The following is an 18,548-nucleotide window of genomic DNA, read 5'->3' on the forward strand; positions in this document are numbered from 1 at the left end:
CCGCTTTTCCTATGTCAATCTGTCATGACGCATAAGAGACGCTTCTTCGTTCCCTTATAACAGTCACCTTAATAACACCGGGATATTCGAGTTCCTCTTCAATTTTCTTGGCAATATCTACGGCCATTTTCTCGGCCAGCAGATCATCAACCTTTTCTGGCTCTACAATTACCCGAATCTCTCTCCCTGCCTGAATTGCGTAGGCCTTTTCTATATGCTTGAATCCGGTCGCAATGTTCTCCAGGTTTTCAAGTCGTTTAATATACATATCAAGCGACTCCCTTCTAGCTCCTGGCCTTGAAGCAGATACAGCATCTGCGGCGGCCACAAGAACCGCTTCAGGGGTCAAAGCCTCCGTCTCACCATGGTGATACTGTATCATATTGACAACCTGAACCTTTTCCCCGTACCTCTTGGCAATCTCTCCCCCAATAATCGCATGAGATCCCTCAACTTCGTGATCAATTGCCTTTCCAATATCGTGAAGGATCGCCCCCCTCTTCGCTTTGTCAATGTTCAAACCCAGTTCGGAAGCCATTAGAGCCGCAAGATGAGCAACCTCAACAGAGTGCTGCAATACGTTCTGACCGTAACTCGTCCTGAACTTAAGCCTTCCTAGTAGTTTGACAAGCTCTGGGTGCATCGAGGGAATACCTACTTTCATCAAAGCTTCCTGACCCGCTTCTTTTATTTCACTGTAGATCTCCTTTTTTGACTTTTCGTACATTTCCTCAATCCTAGCAGGATGAATTCTTCCATCTTCAACGAGCCTATCCAGTGTCATCTTTGCGATCGCCCTCCTAAGAGGATTGAAACAGGATACCACAACAACTTCAGGTGTATCATCGATCACGAGATCCGAACCGGTCAACTTCTCAAATGCTCTGATATTCCTTCCCTCTCTGCCTATGATCCTTCCCTTCATCTCATCGGAAGGAAGGCTTACCGCGCTTACAGTTATATCGCCCGTATAATCTGCCGCATAGCGCTGGACTGAGTTGACGATTACCCATTTGGCGTATCGATTGCCTTCTTCGTCGTAGTGATCTTTCATCTCCTTAAGCTTCTGAGCAAGATCATGTTCGTAGATTTCTTCAGCTCTCCTCAGGACTATCTCTCTGGCATCCTCCATCGAAAGGTCGGCAAGGCTGAACAGTTTCTTCTCTGCTTCTTCTTTCATCTCTTCAACACGAGCCCTTTCGATATCCAACTGTTGTCGAGTCCTCTCAATAGCTTCTTCCTTTTTATCGATGTTATCTTCTCTTCTGGAAATCCTTTCTTCCCATTGCTTCAGTTCTTCTCGATCTCTCTTGAAATCCTTCTCTTGCTCCTCACGAAGCCTGTGGAGTTCTTCACGGCCTTCTAAGAGTGCCTTCTTCTTAAGATGATCCGCCTCTTCCTGAGCCCTCTTGATTATCGACTCTGAATCCTGTTTTGCGGATTTCAGTTGAAGCTCAAGCTCATCCTTTGCCTTCTTCACAGCCAAAGGGGTGAGTATAAAATAAGCCAGCGCAATACCCGCTGCCAGGCCGGCTATTATACCAATCAGTAGCATCATAGTTTCTCATCGCTGGTCCTTTCACCTAGCCTTCGAGGAAACCAGCTCCCTCCCTTCATGATTTCTCTTTGATCTCCTCAATAATCTCATCGATTATCGAAGAGGAAAACCCTCTTCTGTAGAGTTTTCTTCTTATCTTATCAGGATCAGTCAATTCTGTGTTGCCCGCAGCTCTTTTTCCAATCTCTTTCAAGTCGCAACTGTCCAGTTCTAATTTAATTGTATCGTCAATTACCTCTTCTGAGATTCCTAACCCAAGAAGCTCCTGTCGAAGCCTGAACGGGCCTTTGTAATGCACATTCAGTCCGTCGCTTACATAGAGTCTGGCGAAAATGCCGTCGTTAACTAAGCCCTGCTCTTCCAGCTTTTCAATGACCTCTTTGATCTCTTTCTCAGAATACCCCTTCTTGAAGAGCTGTACTTCGATTTCCCTTCTTGACCTCAACCTGTATTTCAAATATCTCAAAGCATCTTTCATTGGATCTGAACCCATCACTTGTCGTCTTCCTTCTCCTCTTTCTTGACTTCCAGGAGCGGCAAACCAAACTTCGTCCTTAGCCTGTTTTCAATCTCGAGCATCAGCTCAGGGTTTTCCTTCAAGAATTCTACTCCATTGGCCTTGCCCTGCCCAAGGCTTACTTCACTATTATCAGGAGTCATGTAAGCGTACCATGCTCCCTTTCTATCTATCATGTTCTCAGAAACCGCAAGATTGAATAGCTCGTTTGCATGCTCGATCCCTTGCCCGTAAATTATGTCAACCTTGGCTTCTCGAAATGGCGGGGCAACTTTGTTCTTCACAACTTTAATGGTTGTCTCGTTTCCAAGAACTGTGTTCCCTTCTCTTATAGCACTGCCCCTCCTAACCTCAAGTCTTACCGAAGCATAGAATTTCAGTGCGACACCCCCGGTTGTTGTTTCAGGATTACCGTAGACTACCCCGATTTTCATTCTTGTTTGGTTAATGAAAATCACGATGCACTTCGATCTACTTACGTTCCCAGAAATCTTCCTAAGTGCCTGTGACATAAGCCGAGCCTGAAGACCAACCTGCAGTTCGCCCATCGCCCCCTCAATCTCGGTGCGAGGCACTAAAGCTGCAACAGAGTCCACTACAATTAGATCGACCGCACTAGACCTGATTAGGCCATCAACAATGTCCAGAGCCTGTTCTCCGTAATCAGGCTGAGATATCAAGAGATTGTCAACATCCACCCCAAGATTCTGCGCATAATGGATATCGAGAGCGTGCTCTGCATCGATGAAGGCAGCTATCCCACCCCGCCTCTGAACTTCTGCAATAGCGTGCAAGGCAATTGTCGTCTTTCCGCTCGATTCAGCACCGTAAACCTCAACTACTCTGCCCCTTGGATAACCCCCCACTGTAAGGGCAATGTCGACAGCAAGTGAGCCGGTTGAGATCACTTCTATACTCTTCTGATCTTCTTTATCTCCCATAAGCATTACCGAACCCTTGCCAAACTGTTTCTCGATATCTTTTATTGCTCTATCAAGTGCGTTTTTCTTATCCTTCGACAGCATGTTCAATCAGTCCTCCTTCAAAGCTGCATGTGAAGACCTTTCTGTACCTAGCTCCTTCCCTGGAGAGAATCGATTCGAATATTGTGGCTTCTCCAACAGGAAATATCACTCGTTCACTATCAAGTGTACTCAAGAATTTCCGCCACATTGGCGGACTGAATTTCATCCTGCCTACAGTCAAATGCGGTCTAAAATTATCTTCAACAGGCAGATTCATTGCTTCAAGAACTACTCGCGTCTCTCTCTGTAGATTAATGAGACTCTGATTTCTTTCAATTCCTACCCAAATAACCTTTGGCAAGTCCTTATGTTTGAAGTAACCTATGCCTCCAGTTTCCAGAGTGAATGAAGGAAACCCTCTCAGTCTACGCGACAACATCGATGCCAGTAAAGAGAGTCTTTCCGGCTCTATGTTGTCAAGAAATGCAAGAGTAACGTGAGAGTTTACTCCCGGAACCCATGATGCCTTGAACCCCATCCTTCTAAGCCTTTCCGAAATACTGTCTATCATAGCGGAAACCCTGTCGCCTGTATCAACTGCGATAAAAGAGCGCAAGTCACTCCCCCCCTTTGAAAATGTCTAGATTCTTAAACAGGTAGTTGGCTCCACTCGCTGCCGTGACACCTGCGACGAAGACCTCAAGCCACAGCACCAATGCTTGAGAGGGGAATTCCCATAGCAAATTCATGTAGAGAATTACCAAGAGAATCATTTGAGAGAACGTCTTAACCTTTCCGAGAGCATCAGCCGCGATCACTTTTCCCCTGCTCGAGGCAACCATTCTTATCCCTGAGACAAGCGTGTCTCTTACGATCAGTATGAAAAGGAACCAGAGACTGACTCTCGAAATCGCCATGAAGCCCAGGAAGACTGATGTAACAAGGATCTTGTCAGAGATCTGATCTAGAAACCTCCCCAGATCCGTAACGAGACCACGCTTTCTTGCTATTCTCCCGTCAAAGAAATCTGTAAGTGAAGCAATTCCGAAGACAAGGAATGAAAAGTAGTAACCGACGACATTCCCACTCATTAGCAATAGAAGGGTAGGTAAAGCGAGAACCATTCTCGACAAGGTAAGAATGTTAGGCAAGTTCATCAAGAACAACACCTTCCATGTCATGCTCGTAAGTATCTGTGATTCTGGCTTTCAAGAAAACTCCTTCCTGCTTATGGCCCTTCAAAACAACCACTCCATCAACATCAGGAGCGCTGTTATATGCTCTTCCCAGCGTGTAACTCTCACCGCTCTCCTCAAGCAACACAGTAACTACCTTTCCTTTAAAGTCCGAAAGGCGCTCCGCCGAAATCCGATCCTGTTCGTCAAGCAGAAGCTCAAGCATCTCCTTTGCCGCATTCTTGCTTACAGTAAGCTTCTTATCGAATGCTGGCGTTCCTTCCTCTCTTGAGTAGACAAAGCCTCCGAGTCTATCGAACCTAACACTTCTTGCAAAATTGACAGTCTCGTTGAATGTAGCTTCACTCTCACCTGGGAATCCGACCATTATTGTCGTTCTCAACACAGCATGAGGTGCTTTTTCTCTGATTCCAAGGAGCAAATCGCGTAACTGTCTAGAGTTCTTTGACCTGCCCATTCTCTTCAGGATCTCATCGGAACCACTCTGAACAGGTATATCGAAATAATCTACCACCTTTGAAAGCGAGAGAATCGAATCTATCAGTTCATCTTCCACATGATCTGGGTGAAGATAAAGAACCCGTATCCAGAAATCTCCTTCAAGATCATTCAATTTACCGAGAAGTCCGGCAAGAGTGACTCCCTCATCCAGATCTAAACCATATTGCGTACAGTCCTGAGATACTAGAACGATCTCTTTCACACCTTGTCGCACCAAAGAAAGAGTCTCTTTAACTATGCTTTCTGAAGTACGACTTGCCGCAAAACCCTTGAAGTTGGGAATTGAACAGAAAGCACAATTTCTGTTGCAGCCGTCTCCAATCTTCACATAAGCACTATATTTTTCAGCGACTCTGGTGGAGTACTCGTAGACTCCATCAGGTTCACCAATGAAGAATACCTCGTTTCTCTCGATAAGATCAGCGAGCGTTGCCGGGCTTGTGACTCCAACTAACCCATCAACTTCGCGGATCTCAGATTTCAATTCTTCGAAATATCTTTGAACAAGGCACCCGACTGCAAGTACTCTTAGATTCGGATTGTGCTCTTTGTAGGAAAGGGCCCTGAAGATCTCTTCCAGGCTCTCCTTCTTTGCATCGTCGATAAACCCACAGGTGTCTATAACTAGTAAATCCGCACGCGAAGCATCTTTTACTATCTCATGGCCCCTGCTTCTCATAATGCCTATGAAATTATCCATATCGGCAATATTCTTTGAGCATCCCAGAGAGAGAACACCAAACTTCATAGTCTTTCCTTTCTCTTGAAGAGGTACAGCTCCCTGATTCGCATGAGTTCTTCAATATACTCCCGATCCCGATAGTTCGGATAAGTGTATGGAAGTGGTGCAAAAGCACCATTGACGAAAATGAGAGTTATCTCAGCAGAGATGCCGTCTCCGATATAAATACGATTCGCCCAATGCTTAGTTGATGCGAGAACAAACTGAGCATGATGAACATAGCCCGGATCTAGATTTACTTTTCTCTTCCCTTCCAGTCCAAATTTCTCTTCAATATCGTTTGTAATTCTCTTTATAAGGGAAAGTTGTTGAGGGTGTACGAGCCTCTTAAAAGAAAGCAGCTTACCTTTAAGACCAAATCCCATCTCATCGTTATAATAAGACGTGTATTTATCGAAATCCAGCGATTTCGATATATAGTCTGCCGGTCCAAACTCCTTCTCAAGAACAGGTTGAATTTCCTGAAGCCTGTAATCTATGTATGAACCGAAAGCGAAGACAACGAGATTGACCATTTCCGTTTCTCTATAGCTTCCCATCACTTTACACTCACTTCCGCCAGTGGAATACTCACATTCACCATCTCGCCTCCGCCCCTAACCGTATACCTTCCGGGCAGATCTTGCTCAACAACCAATTTATCGTTTCGTCTTATCTTGAGTACCAAATGCTCACCAGGTTCAAGAACATACCCCTCATCACCGAGAAGAATTCTGAGACGAGACGAGAGGTCGAAAAAACCGACTTCAAATTCGGTAGACTGCGATTCTCTTATGTATCTAAAAATGTAAAGCGATTCTATAAATAGGAAGAGAGAAATTATCAGCAGTACTACCGATGCTACCTGGCTATTAAGTCTTGCTCTCTTTCCCATAAAAAGCGCTCCAGTCGAAATTATGGATATTCTACGGATAATTATAGCACGTTGCTATGGCACATTTTCTGAGTGGCGCCATCAAAAGATGTATGTAAATAACCGTGATATAATTTTCACAAATACGCCTGCCGGGAGGTGATCAGCAATGGATAACACAAAAATCCCAAAACCTACTATAAAGAGACTCGCCGTATACCACAGGTGCCTGGAAAACATGGTTATCTCAGGAGTGGCAAGCGTATCCTCAAATGATCTGGCAGAAAGACTCGGGATTAAAGCCAGTCAAGTGAGAAAGGATCTTTCATATTTTGGAGAGTTCGGAAAGAGGGGTGTCGGTTATAGTACAAAGCATCTTCTTGATAGTATTAGCGAAATCCTTGGAATAAGGAAGAAGTGGAAAACCTGTATAGTGGGGATGGGAAACCTCGGTATGGCGTTGGCCAACTACCCCGGACTTGAGAACTCCGGTTTCATTTCGAAAGCGCTCTTCGACAACAATCCAAACAAAATCGGTATTCCAATGCCTAACGATCTTGTAATAGAATCAACAGAAGTGTTAGAGGAAATTGTGAAGAAAAGGCAAATAGAGATAGGTGTAATCACTGTTCCCGCGAACGCGGCCCAAATCATCGCTGATTTATTGGCAAATGCGGGTGTCAAGGGGATTGTCAACTTCGCTCCAATCCGCCTTACTCTGCCTCCTGGCATAAGCAATGAGGAAATTGACATTTCTGTCTCATTCAGATCACTTGCTTTCAATATGACATTCGGTTCTTCCAGAAAAGGGAGAAGAGCTTAATGGTTCTTGTTTCAATAATCGGAGGAAGCGGGGCCGGAAAGACGTCCGTAACCAACGTAATCTTCAATCACTTCAACGAAAGAGCAGCTGTTCTCTCGATGGATGACTACTACAAGAACCTGGATCCCGGAACTGATCCGAGAGAGTTCAATTTCGATTCTCCGAAAGCCTTTGACTTTGAACTCTTTGAACAGCACCTCAAATCCGTTAAGCAGAACAAAAGCATTATGGTTCCAGTCTATAGCATGGTCACGTACAGGCGAGAAGAAGGAATCTGTAGAGAGTTTCGGCCTAAACCGCTGATTATCGTCGAAGGGCTCCTGGTAATGTTCAAGAGGGAAATGAGGGATCTCTTCGACTTCTCAATATACATAGATGCGCCGGCAGATGAAAGGCTTATTAGAAGGATAGAACGTGATACTAAAGAGCGAGGTAGATCCGTAGACAGCATAATAGAACAGTATAGAAAGTTTGTCGCTCCGTCTTTTGAAAGTTTCATTGAACCCCAGAAATACTTTTGTGATATAGTTTTACCTGACGGGGCCGCGAACACTACCGGTCTTAATGTCATAATCAACGCCATTGAGAACATGTTGAACAAGTGATCGGGCTGGAGGTGTAGAGTGCCAAATAGAATACTCTCGGTCATTGTGTTTCTGGTAATCGCAATTCTTTCCTTTTCCTTTAGCCAGAAAGTGATCATTGAGGATTTCGAGAATTACATTAGTGATTATGTAAGCCAAGAGCCGCAGCTGCCCAAAGTTGTCAGGCTCAATCAGGACCTTGATTATCTGTCAATCTACAGGATGTACAAACTCCAGATGGTTGGGAGCATTGAAAAGAAAGAGAGTTCAACGACTATCGCCGGGTTGCTGACCAGGCATCTCGGAGCTTTCACAGACATTGACTTTCGCGATAACGACGACAGGATAGCCTATAGCGCCTTTCTTGCGTGGGTTCTAACAGACATGTCAGGAAAACCCTTTGAGACCTATACGTTAAATGAGATGCCGGCATATCTTGAGGTCTTCAACTCCTACACGACAAGAGTCAGGAGTATGGCAGAGACTGTCTATAAGGAGTGGATAGCATTCGCTCTTGGCCTCGTGAAGAGCAAACCTGAAGCGTTTCCCGAGGAACTGACTATAACAAACTCTTTTTCTTCCTTCAACCTTGCAGTAGACGCTCCTGCAGAGTCGGAACAAGAAATTCTGAGTCTTTCAGATACCAGGATACTTGAAGCCCTTAACTCTACGATCTCGACCTTGAGTTCGAAAGAGTACCGAGTGGACACTCTTGTTGATGAAGAAGTAAACAGATTAGCAATTCAGACTGCTATGGATCTAGCTCAGATTTCCGGTCCTGAGATGATGGCATCTGGGAGAGAACTCTTCCGGCTATGGCTTCTGAGATCTATGGCTCTGATTGATTATGCTCCCTTTTTCCCGGAGTCGATCCCGGTGAAACCGAAAGAATTGGCAGGGTTTGAGCTTGGCACTGAACCAGATGACTCTGAGTATCGAGAACTAATGGACGTCCTTGAGGAGAATCCAGAAGTAAAGGCTCAAGTCTTTGAAAAGATTCAGATGGGCGCCCAGCTGCTTTCAATTAAGCAATTCACTCCGGTCGGCCTAATCGAGAACGACATCACCAGTGAAGTGAGAAAGATCATACCCATTCAAACAAACATAATGGGTCGGATAAGGAACGAGCTCTCAGCCAACCTCGTTTCAAGCGTTGAAAAGAAAATCGATCTCTGGTGGTTGAGAATTGTTGCCTACGCATTGATGGTTGTTCTGGGATTCACTCTCTTCGACTCTGTCAAGAAGTATCTGTTAGGTACTATCATCATTCTTGAAACCTTGTACATATTCTTCATTGGTAACATTACTGTTGGCATCTTCGATCTTTCTCTGCATTCAATAGTGGCATTGCCCGCCTTTGCATTCGCGTTCATTCTGACCGTTTCTTCGCTAATGAATAGGAGAAAGAGAAACAGAGTTCTGCTCTTGAAACTGCTAATGCTTGTTCTCATAGCCATTCTGCCATTCCTTAATCTTTTTAACGAGCAAACAGAGCTTTCAATGGACAGTTTCGATGGATTCTACGATTCAGTTTACTATTCAACTCTGAAGAACGATGTGTTTCTTGCCCCTGAGTCGATGATCAGCCTGCAGACAAGAGAGTTGAACTCACTTGTTTCGAGTGAGTTGAACACTCTGAAAAGAGTCCTGAGGATAATCATCACCAACAAACTGAACTCTTTTTCATCCGAGGCAGGGTTGACCTACAGTATAGATGCCAACGGAAGATTGAGGGTAACGGCCCCGACCTTTAGCGAGTATTTGTCTATTGAGAACCAGGCCGTATATGCATCCGAGTTGCAGGACCTCACAAAAGATATCAATAGCTTCATAAGAGACAGCAACAGAAATAGCAAAGGTTACGCCAATGCCGTTTCAAAATTACTGGCCACTTCAGAGACAATTGTCAAATACGCTGGACAAACAATGAGAAAGGATTTCACCACTTCACTTGAAGATACTCTAGGATCAAGACCTGAGCTTTCCATCGCTTTGGACGATTACCATCAAAGAATCGATCCGCTGCTAGAAAGCAAACCCTTGCCAATCCCGGTCAAAGTCTACAGAGTTCCAGAGTTTGCGGCGCTAGTAGTTGCTCTTTTTTTGCTGACGATTACGCTATTTGTTGTAAAGAAACCTGTTATCTCTTATATCCACCTTGCAGTAATTGTAGTATTCCTGTTAATACAGCTCCCGGGCCTGAGCGATCTAAATCTCTTTGTCCAAGGTGGTTCTCCGATGCTGAGTGTGCCTATTGAACCTTCGATAAACATTTTGTTTTTGGTAGTTTTTGCGGGTATAATTGTGTTATCAGTTCTATGGATCTTACTATCTCATAAGAAAGGGAGTGTTGTTGAATGAAACTAAGACTATTGTTGGTGTTCTCACTTATTCTCATGTTTGCTCTCCCAGTAATGGCAATGAAGGTAATCATGATTACTGACGTTGGGGGGCTCGGAGACAAGTCATTTAATGATGGAACTTGGGAAGGAATTGTCAAGGCCTCTGACTTCCTGGGAATTGACAGAGAAGTCGTACAATCAAAGGAACAGTCCGACTATATCCCTAATCTGTCAAACGCAGCAAAGGAAGCAGACATTATCTTCGCAGTTGGCTTCATGATGGCCGATGCGCTGTATAAGGTTGCTCCTCAGTTCCCGGATACTTACTTCGTAGGCATAGACATTGACCCTGTTGAGAACATGCCGAATAATGTAGCAACGTATCTCTTCAAAGAACAAGAAGGAGCTTTCCTGGTAGGTTATGTGGTAGCGGCCATGACAGAGACCAACATGGTAGGCTTCGTTGGAGGTCTTCCAATTCCCCCAGTTGAAAGATTCCGCTACGGCTATGAGGCCGGAATAAGAGTCTACGAAGAGATACACGGAAAGACGATAAGCATGCTTCAGGGATACACTATGGATTTCAACGATCCTAAGAAGGGTAAGGACCTTGCCATCGCTCAGTTCGCAGAAGGCGCCGACATTGTCTTCCATGCAGCTGGCGCGTGTGGAAATGGTGTCATTGAAGCTGCAGCAGAAAAGGGAGAAGGTTTCTTTGCAGTTGGTGTCGATGTTGATCAGGATTACATGGCTCCTGGAAGAGTCCTAACAAGTTCTGTCAAGAGAGTTGACATGGCTTCCTATCAAGCCGTTATGAGTATCGCTCTCGGAACTTTCGAACCCGGAGCAAAGACACTCGGAATAAAGGATGAAGGTGTTGGAATTAGTCCGATGACCTACACTAAGGATGTTGTTGGACCGGTTATTCTCGGCGAAGTTGAGTTCCTTAAGGGTCTTCTAAAAGCCGGAACGCTTATTGTTCCTGATACTCAAGAGAAGCTCGATGCGTTCGTTGTTCCAGATATAACCCTTCCGTAATGGAATTAATTCACACAATCGTGTGATATCAAAGATCGGGAGAGCGACCTCTCCCGATCTTTCGTATCATGAACGATGGAGGTGAGCGTGTGGAAGAAAGCTACGTTGAAAGCCTCGATCTCTCAGGTATCGCAGTAGCTATGAAAGGAATTGTGAAGACCTTCCCTTCCGTTGTTGCTAATGATCATGTGGATTTCTTTGTTAAGAAAGGCGAAATACATGCGCTTGTGGGCGAGAACGGAGCAGGAAAGTCTACTCTCATGAATCAGTTGTATGGGCTTTATACTCCTGACGAAGGAGAGATCTTCATAAATGGTAAGAAAACAGTTATCAACGGGCCAAAGGATGCTATTGACATAGGAATCGGGATGGTCCACCAACATTTCATGTTGGTGGATAACCTGACTGTCGCTGAAAACGTAGTTCTAGGTTCAGAACCGAAGCACGGTCCCTTAAAAATGTTCATGGACACTAACAAGTCGCGTAAGATCGTTACGGACTTGTCTAAAAAGTACGGACTAGCCGTTGATGTGGATGCTTTTATTGAAGACATTCCAGTTGGTATGCAGCAAAGAGTTGAGATTCTGAAGATCCTATTCAGGGGTGCCGAGATTCTCGTTTTCGATGAACCGACAGCCGTTCTAACCCCTCAGGAGACCGAAGAGCTTTTCAAAATACTTAGAGTGTTAAGAGATAATGGAAAGACGCTTATTTTCATCACTCATAAGCTAAATGAAGTCATGGCTATTACCGATAGGGTGACAGTGATGAGACTCGGGAAAGTAACCGGTAAGGTGAACACCAAAGACACAAATCCCAGACAACTTGCAAACATGATGGTCGGAAGAGAAGTTCTCCTAAGAGTCGAAAAGGAAGAGAAACGCGCCGGCGAAACCGTTCTAGAAGTCAAAGATCTCCATGTGAAGGATAATCGAAACTTAGATACGGTCAATGGTGTCTCGTTCTCGGTTCGTCAGGGGGAAATTGTGGGAATCGCCGGCGTAGCAGGTAACGGTCAGACAGAGCTTATCGAGGCGATCACCGGTCTTAGGAAAGTTGAGAAAGGAAAAATATACTTGAGTGGCGTTGATCTTACTAATCAAACGGCGCTTGAAATAAGAGAAGCTGGTTTGACACACATCCCGGAGAATAGACTGAGAAGGGGAATGATAGCCCAGTATCCAGTCTATTACAACCTCATCCTTGGTAAACAAGACGAAGAGCCCTTTTCTCAAGAGGGGTTCATAAACCTTAGAAACGTAAAGGAATTCTCAAAAGGCGTAGTAGATGCTTTCGATGTGAGACCAAAGAACATAAACATGCTCGCTGGCAACCTCTCGGGCGGGAATCAACAGAAGGTTGTCGTGGGCCGAGAACTGAGCGTTGTTCCGATAGAACCGAAAGTTGTGGTAGTCTCTCAGCCCACCAGAGGTCTGGATATCGGAGCAATCGAGTTTATTCATAAGACTTTGATTTCGATGCGCGGCAAGGGCATTGCCATGCTTCTGATCTCAATGGAACTCGATGAGATTTTTTCTCTCTCTGACAGGATACTTGTCTTCTATGAAGGAGAGATTATGGGAGAAGTTACTCCAGATGAAGTCGACAGAGAGGAAATAGGACTTATGATGGCAGGGCATAAAAAGGCCGAAGTCGTTAGGGAACGGAGTGATGAAGGATGAATACCAGCAAGATCTACGCATTACTAGTACCGATCGTCTCCGTTTTGATAGCTCTCCTGATAGCTTCCGTGATTATTATCATGATCGGCAAGAACCCAATTACTGCGTATTCCATAATGATTGACGGCGCGTTTGGTAGTCAGGAAGCACTTGCAGATACTATTATGAAGATGACACCCCTGATTCTAACCGGTCTTGCAGTCGGGTTCGGATTCAGAGCAGGAGTCTTCAACATAGGCGCTGAAGGCCAGATGACGATGGGTGCCCTAATAGGTGCAATAGTAGCCATGAATATCGGGGGAATTCCTTCGGTTATTGCCATCCCTCTTTCAATTATAGCCGGAATGCTCGCAGGTGCCTTCTGGGCATCAATAGCTGGTTTTCTGAAAGCTTTCACTGGAGCGCATGAAGTTATTTCAACGATCATGCTCAACTGGATTGCAGCTAACCTTGCTTCCTATATGGTGACCGGACCCTTGGCGGTCGGCTCCGGTACTCCGAAGAGTCCGGAAGTTGCAGAAGCATCGAAGCTTCCGGTAATACTAAAAGTTCAGGCTACTGAACTAAGCGTTGGGATTTTCATTGCCATTGCTGTAGCGATCATAATGTACATCCTGATAGAGAAGACCACCATCGGTTACAAGTTAAAGGCCGTAGGATTCAACCAGCATGCGGCTGAGTATGGCGGTATTAGTATTAGAAAGAGCATAATTCTTACAATGGCAATTAGTGGTGCTCTTGCTGGTATGGCAGGAATCGTCGACCTCATTGGAGTACCTCCTCATAGATTCGTCGGCGAACTCACAGGAGGAAGAGGATTTGACGGTATCACCATTGCGTTAATTGGGAGAAACCACCCAATCGGAATAATTTTTGCGGCTCTTCTGATAGCAGCCTTAAGAACAGGCTCCAACGCGATGCAGATTAGAGCCCAAATCCCTAACGACATCGTATCTATCATTCAGGGGATAGTAATCTTCCTTGTGGCTGCTGAGAGAATTGTCTCCACTCTTATTCTGTGGAAGCGAAAGAAAGGAGTGACTGCTATATGAGCTGGATCGAAGCGATCTTCGCAATACTTGTCAACCCCCTATTCTATAAACTCACTTTGCTCTCTGCGACTCCTTTAATATTCGCCGCTCTTGGAGGCACTTACAGCGAAGTCACCGGCGTTACGAACATCGCTCTTGAAGGTATTATGCTCATGGGAGCTTTTACCTCGATCGTCTTCACCCTACTTTCTGGTAACGCCTGGATCGGTGTACTAATGGCCGTCATCATAGGAACGGGGTTCACCTGGTTCCACGCATGGGCAAGTATTAGGTGGTCGGCTAATCAGATAGTTAGTGCTACCGCTCTTGTGATAATCGCTCAGGGAACAACTTCATTCCTGATGATTCCGATCTTTGGAAACGAAGGCCAGACCGATTTCATTGGAAGAGTTCCATACCTTGACGCAGGTTGGTTGAAGGGTATCCCTTTCATAGGCGAGATTTTCGGCTCTATGAGTCCTTTTACGTATATCTCAGTAATTGCGGTTGTTGCCAGCTGGTTCTTACTGTACAGAACACCTCTTGGTCTTCAAATGAGAGCGGTCGGAGAAAATCCTGAAGCTGCTGATACTCTAGGAATAAACGTCTACAAGATCAGATATTTCGGAGTTCTAATGAGTGGAGTTTTCGCAAGTCTTGCCGGGGCCTTTCTTTCGGTCGGTGAACTGGGAAGATTCGTTGAGAATATGATTCATGGAAGGGGATTTATTGCTCTTGCCGCTATGATACTCGGAAACTGGAATCCGGTTGGGGCCATGTGGGCTGCAATACTTTTTGGAGCGGCGGAAGCGATGAACCTGCAGTTACAGAGTAGTTCAATTGTGTCGGTGTCGGCAGGTGTGAAACCATTATTCAATATGATTCCATTTGTTGTCACGCTGATAGTAGTGGGCGGTTTTATTGGCAAGACGCGATCACCTGCTGCTTCGGGAACACCTTACGAAAAAGAATCCTGATTACGAAAACAAGAGGCCTTTCGGGACCTCTTGTTTTACACAAATCTCAGAGCCTGTTGAAGTCTGTTCAAAGTCTTGTTTCTACCGAGAAGAAAGATAACATCAACAAGTTCTGGCCCTTCATCGGCCGCTGTTAGAATATGTCTCAAGGACATGTAGAACCCCTTTCTATCGGGTTTGAATTCGTTGAGAACTGCTCTGATCGTCCCGACTATTTCATCGTTGTTCCATGCATCAAGATACTCTATTCTGTCTTTGAAGGCCTCAAGAGCCCTATAGATTCCCCTATCGATATCACTAGAGGGGTTGAAGGTAGAGATTTCCGGCTCTTCAAAATAAAGATGCATTTTCTCCGGCACTTCCAATAGGGTTTCCACTCCCTTTCGAACGGAGTCAATTGCCCTTCTCAACCACTTCCTATTGGCGATGACTTCTTCTGAAGACATTAGACCTGCTCTCACAATAAACGGAATCGTCAGATCGGTTATCCTATCCAAATCGCATTCACGAATGTAGACCCCGTTCATCCATCTTGCCTTGGTTTCATCGAAGATTGCAGCGCTCGTATTCACTCTCTCAATCGAAAAGCTTTCGATTATCTCCTCGTGTCGTAAGATCTCCTTACCATCAGGATGTGACCACCCTAGTAAAGTAAGAAAATTGAAGAAAGATTCTGGCAAAAAGCCTTTCTCTCTGAATTGCTCTACAGATGTATCTCCATGTCTTTTGCTCAACTTCTTTCCATCAGGCCCAAGAATCATCGACAAGTGTGCAAAAGATGGTATTGGTGCTCCAAAAGCTTCATAAAGAGCAAGTTGCCTTAGGGTATTAGATAGATGATCATCTCCTCGTAAAACGTGAGAAATCTCCATAGAAACGTCATCAGCAACTACCGCAAAATTATATATTGGTTGACCGTTGGACCGCATTATCACAAAGTCTCCAATTGCTCCCTCTTTGAAAACGACCTCGCCTTTGATTTTATCGGGAAGCCTGTACTCCTTGCGTGGCATGTTAAAGAAGACAACCGGATTAAGTCCTTTGGCTTCGAACTCCGAAACCCTTTCTGGCGAGTTGAAGACCTCCAGCATCTCTTGAGAATAATGAGGTGCCTTTCCTTCCGAAAGCATTTTATCGTGAAGCGCTTCAATGTCTTCAGGATAAGCATAGACATTGTAGGCTAGCCCCCTTTGAAGGAGATCGAATACCATCTCCCTGTAAACTTCTCCTCTTTCACTTTGTCTATAGGGCCCAAAGGACCCACCCACATCGGGTCCTTCATCCCAGGTGATCCCCAACCACAAAAGTGACTCCATGAGTTGCTCCTCAAATTCCTTTGTGGATCTTGAAACGTCGGTATCTTCAATACGAAGGACGAGCTTGCCGCCGTAATGCTTCGCAAACAGGTAATTGAACAACGCAGTTCTGGCACCACCAACATGAAGGTATCCAGTAGGGCTGGGCGCAAACCTTACTCTAATCATCATCATCACTTTCCCTTCCAGCAAAAGCAAGTAAAATCCCCGAAATACTCTTGCTATCAGTTATTTGTCCGTCAACAATCATTCTGATCGCCTCTCTTGAGTCGATCAGAATCGGTACCACAAACTCTCCTTCATCGGGACAGGGATCCTGAACCCTTTCCACCTCTGCAAGGTAGATATGAATTATCTCATCGGAAAATCCCGGCGAAGTCTCAATCGTAGTCAGTTTGCGTAAGTATCTTGTAACATATCCCGTCTCTTCCAGCAGTTCTCTTCTGGCGCAGTCTTCTGGGTTCTCACCGGCATCAAGCTTTCCGGCAGGTATCTCGAGCATGAACTTCTGAACGGGGAAACGGTATTGCTTCACGAGCAGCAATTTATCATCTACGAATGGAACGACAGCAACGGCACCGGGATGACGAACAACCTCTCTAAACGCCGTAGTACCGTCTTGAATCGAGACGGTGTGTCTTTCAAGATCAAGAATTTTGCCCGAAAAGATTTTCTCCTTTCTTATCGAATGCTCCATCTTACTTCTCCATCTCAAAATGCAGTGGCAGGAGCTCATAGGAAGTAGTTCTCTTGGTTATTCCATCGCCCACTAGAATCACTTCGAAATTGCCAAATTCTGCCATGAACTGTCTGCAGGCCCCGCACGGAGAAGTCGGTTCCTTTCTGTTACTAACTATTGCAATACTCCTGAACTTCCTGTAACCCTGTGAGACAGCCGAAACAATCGCAGATCTTTCGGCACAGATGGAAAGTCCATAAGAACTGTTTTCTACATTGGTTCCAACGAACACTTCGCCTTCCTCAGTAAGCAAGGCCGCACCAACAGGAAACCCTGAATATGGCGAATAGGATCTATCCTTTGCCTCAATAGCTTTCTGAATTAGCATTATCTCCTCTGATCTGTCTTTCATCAACCTTCCTCCTGTCAACAATGAGCCTGATCTTCTCAACTTTATTCTTTCCGGCAGCGAGGATCTCAAAAGTAAAGCCATTAACAATTATCTTCTCTCCGACTTCCGGAAACCTTTCAAGTACTTCCAGAAGATAGCCTCCTATTGTCTCAAACTCAGTATCTGGAAAATGGTGCTCAAGTTCTCTCTCGATATCATTTATTGGTGTCATTCCGTCAACAATGAACTCGCCTTCTCCTAGCCTCTCTATCATAATCTCTTCGGACTCTTCGTCATACTCATCCAGGATCTCACCGGTAAGCTCTTCAATTACATCTTCCATTGTTATTATCCCTGCTGTCCCGCCATACTCATCGATAACTACCGCGAGATGATTCTTCTTCTCTCTGAATTCTCTTAACAGATCATCGACTTTCTTCGTCTCGGGCACGAAATACGGGGCTCTCATAATTTCCTCGACACTAATGCTATGCAGGACATCGTTATCCTTCCTATCGAGTATGAAATTTAGCAGATCTTTCGCGTAGCAAACTCCGACAATTCTATCAATGTTTTCTCTGTAAATAGGATAGCGAGAATAGCCTTCCGATTCTACTAATTCCATTAGGTCAATTAGCGGCTTTTCCTCTTCAAGTGCAACGATTTCCACCCTTGGAGTCATAATCTCCTTCACCGAGATGTCCTTCAATTCGAGCGTCCTTTTCATAATCATTCTCTCTTCCGACTGAAGAACCCCTTCTTCATGGCCGGCATCGACGGCCGACCTGATCTCGTCTTCGGTTATGAAGGGAGCAAAATCGGCTTTCTTACCTCCAATGAAGACTATGAAGAAATTCGAGATGCGTAACAGAAGCCACAAAAGAGGTTTCAGAATCATCGTGATTACGGAAATTACCGTTATCATTTTTCTAAAGAGTCTTTCAGAGTTTTCTCTTGCAAAGATCTTCGGAGTGATCTCTCCAAACACAAGTATTAAGAATGTCATAACTCCCGTAACAAGCGCTGCGGCAATCCCTGCGGAGTTGCTCGGAAGGAGCTGCAGTGCAAGCAAGGTTGCGAGTGATGAAGATAGTATGTTCACAACATTGTTCATGACAAGTATAGCCGTAAGAACAGAATTAGGGTTCTCTACGAAATACCTAACAGACTTGCTGAACCGCTTTTCTTTGTCATCCATGAGATCACGTAGCTTCAATTTGCTCATCGACATGAGAGCCGTTTCAGTTCCAGAGAAGATGCCCGAAAGATAGAGAAGGAAGCCAAGCAGTGCCAGATTCAGTATAAGCGAAACAGGGTCCCCGCTACTAGTAGGGTCTTCCACTTCTTATTTGC

The 18,548-nt window shown here is 45.0% G+C and carries 19 protein-coding genes; 7 read left to right on the plus strand and 12 right to left on the minus strand.

Features of this window, described 5'->3' with window-relative positions:
* Nucleotides 1-22: 22 nt before the first annotated feature.
* Genes rny through B3N33_RS02720 form a run of 8 tightly spaced genes read right to left on the minus strand, consistent with a single transcriptional unit; the run spans nt 23 to nt 6,353 of the window.
* The gene (gene rny / locus B3N33_RS02685) at nt 23-1,558 is read right to left on the minus strand and encodes a ribonuclease Y (protein WP_099830664.1); all 1,536 of its coding nucleotides are present in this window, start codon (nt 1,556-1,558) and stop codon (nt 23-25) included.
* A gap of 55 nt (nt 1,559-1,613) precedes the next feature.
* Nucleotides 1,614-2,051, minus strand: coding sequence for a regulatory protein RecX (locus B3N33_RS02690; protein WP_099830698.1), 438 nt, complete (start codon nt 2,049-2,051; stop codon nt 1,614-1,616).
* Nucleotides 2,051-3,100, minus strand: coding sequence for a recombinase RecA (gene recA / locus B3N33_RS02695; protein WP_099830663.1), 1,050 nt, complete (start codon nt 3,098-3,100; stop codon nt 2,051-2,053). Before recA ends, B3N33_RS02690 begins: the two co-directional genes overlap by 1 nt.
* On the minus strand, nt 3,084-3,656 hold the full coding sequence (thpR, locus tag B3N33_RS02700; RefSeq protein ID WP_099830662.1) for an RNA 2',3'-cyclic phosphodiesterase: 573 nt from the start codon (nt 3,654-3,656) through the stop codon (nt 3,084-3,086). The genes recA and thpR overlap by 17 nt, the downstream gene beginning before the upstream one ends.
* Before the next feature lies 1 nt (nt 3,657).
* Nucleotides 3,658-4,197 (minus strand): CDP-diacylglycerol--glycerol-3-phosphate 3-phosphatidyltransferase, encoded by a 540-nt coding sequence (pgsA, locus tag B3N33_RS02705; RefSeq protein ID WP_214059770.1) that lies wholly within the window; start codon nt 4,195-4,197, stop codon nt 3,658-3,660.
* Nucleotides 4,184-5,485, minus strand: coding sequence for a 30S ribosomal protein S12 methylthiotransferase RimO (rimO, locus tag B3N33_RS02710; RefSeq protein WP_214079319.1), 1,302 nt, complete (start codon nt 5,483-5,485; stop codon nt 4,184-4,186). Before rimO ends, pgsA begins: the two co-directional genes overlap by 14 nt.
* A complete protein-coding gene (locus B3N33_RS02715; protein WP_214079318.1) occupies nt 5,482-6,018 on the minus strand; it encodes a DUF4416 family protein in 537 nt (178 codons plus the stop codon). The genes rimO and B3N33_RS02715 overlap by 4 nt, the downstream gene beginning before the upstream one ends.
* Entirely contained in the window at nt 6,018-6,353 is a 336-nt protein-coding gene (locus B3N33_RS02720; protein WP_214059767.1) for a hypothetical protein, read from the minus strand. The genes B3N33_RS02715 and B3N33_RS02720 overlap by 1 nt, the downstream gene beginning before the upstream one ends.
* A 148-nt stretch (nt 6,354-6,501) precedes the next feature.
* Here B3N33_RS02720 and B3N33_RS02725 point away from each other — a divergent pair, with 148 nt between their 5' ends.
* From B3N33_RS02725 to B3N33_RS02755, 7 genes are all read left to right on the plus strand, one after another.
* Complete coding sequence (locus tag B3N33_RS02725) at nt 6,502-7,155, plus strand: redox-sensing transcriptional repressor Rex (RefSeq protein WP_214079317.1); 654 nt, start codon at nt 6,502-6,504, stop codon at nt 7,153-7,155.
* Nucleotides 7,155-7,760, plus strand: a complete 606-nt coding sequence (gene udk / locus B3N33_RS02730) for a uridine kinase (protein ID WP_099830657.1) — start codon at nt 7,155-7,157, stop codon at nt 7,758-7,760. The genes B3N33_RS02725 and udk overlap by 1 nt, the downstream gene beginning before the upstream one ends.
* Before the next feature lie 18 nt (nt 7,761-7,778).
* Nucleotides 7,779-10,100, plus strand: coding sequence for a hypothetical protein (locus B3N33_RS02735; RefSeq protein ID WP_214079316.1), 2,322 nt, complete (start codon nt 7,779-7,781; stop codon nt 10,098-10,100).
* On the plus strand, nt 10,097-11,119 hold the full coding sequence (locus tag B3N33_RS02740) for a BMP family lipoprotein (RefSeq protein WP_099830655.1): 1,023 nt from the start codon (nt 10,097-10,099) through the stop codon (nt 11,117-11,119). Before B3N33_RS02735 ends, B3N33_RS02740 begins: the two co-directional genes overlap by 4 nt.
* A 140-nt stretch (nt 11,120-11,259) precedes the next feature.
* Nucleotides 11,260-12,801, plus strand: coding sequence for an ABC transporter ATP-binding protein (locus tag B3N33_RS02745; protein WP_214079368.1), 1,542 nt, complete (start codon nt 11,260-11,262; stop codon nt 12,799-12,801).
* Nucleotides 12,798-13,853 carry an ABC transporter permease gene (locus B3N33_RS02750; protein WP_214079315.1) on the plus strand — a complete coding sequence of 352 codons (1,056 nt, stop codon included), beginning with the start codon at nt 12,798-12,800 and terminating at the stop codon, nt 13,851-13,853. Before B3N33_RS02745 ends, B3N33_RS02750 begins: the two co-directional genes overlap by 4 nt.
* Complete coding sequence (locus B3N33_RS02755) at nt 13,850-14,809, plus strand: ABC transporter permease (RefSeq protein ID WP_214061198.1); 960 nt, start codon at nt 13,850-13,852, stop codon at nt 14,807-14,809. Before B3N33_RS02750 ends, B3N33_RS02755 begins: the two co-directional genes overlap by 4 nt.
* 35 nt (nt 14,810-14,844) lie before the next feature.
* Here the strand turns inward: B3N33_RS02755 and gltX are convergent, their stop codons facing one another.
* Genes gltX through B3N33_RS02775 form a run of 4 tightly spaced genes read right to left on the minus strand, consistent with a single transcriptional unit; the run spans nt 14,845 to nt 18,537 of the window.
* On the minus strand, nt 14,845-16,293 hold the full coding sequence (gene gltX, locus B3N33_RS02760; protein ID WP_214061201.1) for a glutamate--tRNA ligase: 1,449 nt from the start codon (nt 16,291-16,293) through the stop codon (nt 14,845-14,847).
* Nucleotides 16,286-16,822, minus strand: coding sequence for an NUDIX hydrolase (locus tag B3N33_RS02765; protein ID WP_214061197.1), 537 nt, complete (start codon nt 16,820-16,822; stop codon nt 16,286-16,288). The genes gltX and B3N33_RS02765 overlap by 8 nt, the downstream gene beginning before the upstream one ends.
* Nucleotide 16,823: 1 nt before the next feature.
* On the minus strand, nt 16,824-17,216 hold the full coding sequence (locus B3N33_RS02770) for a cytidine deaminase (protein ID WP_214061196.1): 393 nt from the start codon (nt 17,214-17,216) through the stop codon (nt 16,824-16,826).
* Nucleotides 17,170-18,537 carry a hemolysin family protein gene (locus B3N33_RS02775; protein WP_214061195.1) on the minus strand — a complete coding sequence of 456 codons (1,368 nt, stop codon included), beginning with the start codon at nt 18,535-18,537 and terminating at the stop codon, nt 17,170-17,172. Before B3N33_RS02775 ends, B3N33_RS02770 begins: the two co-directional genes overlap by 47 nt.
* Nucleotides 18,538-18,548: the final 11 nt, after the last annotated feature.

Origin of the sequence: Mesotoga sp. UBA5825 (genome assembly GCF_002432955.1) — a bacterium.
GTDB lineage: Bacteria > Thermotogota > Thermotogae > Petrotogales > Kosmotogaceae > Mesotoga.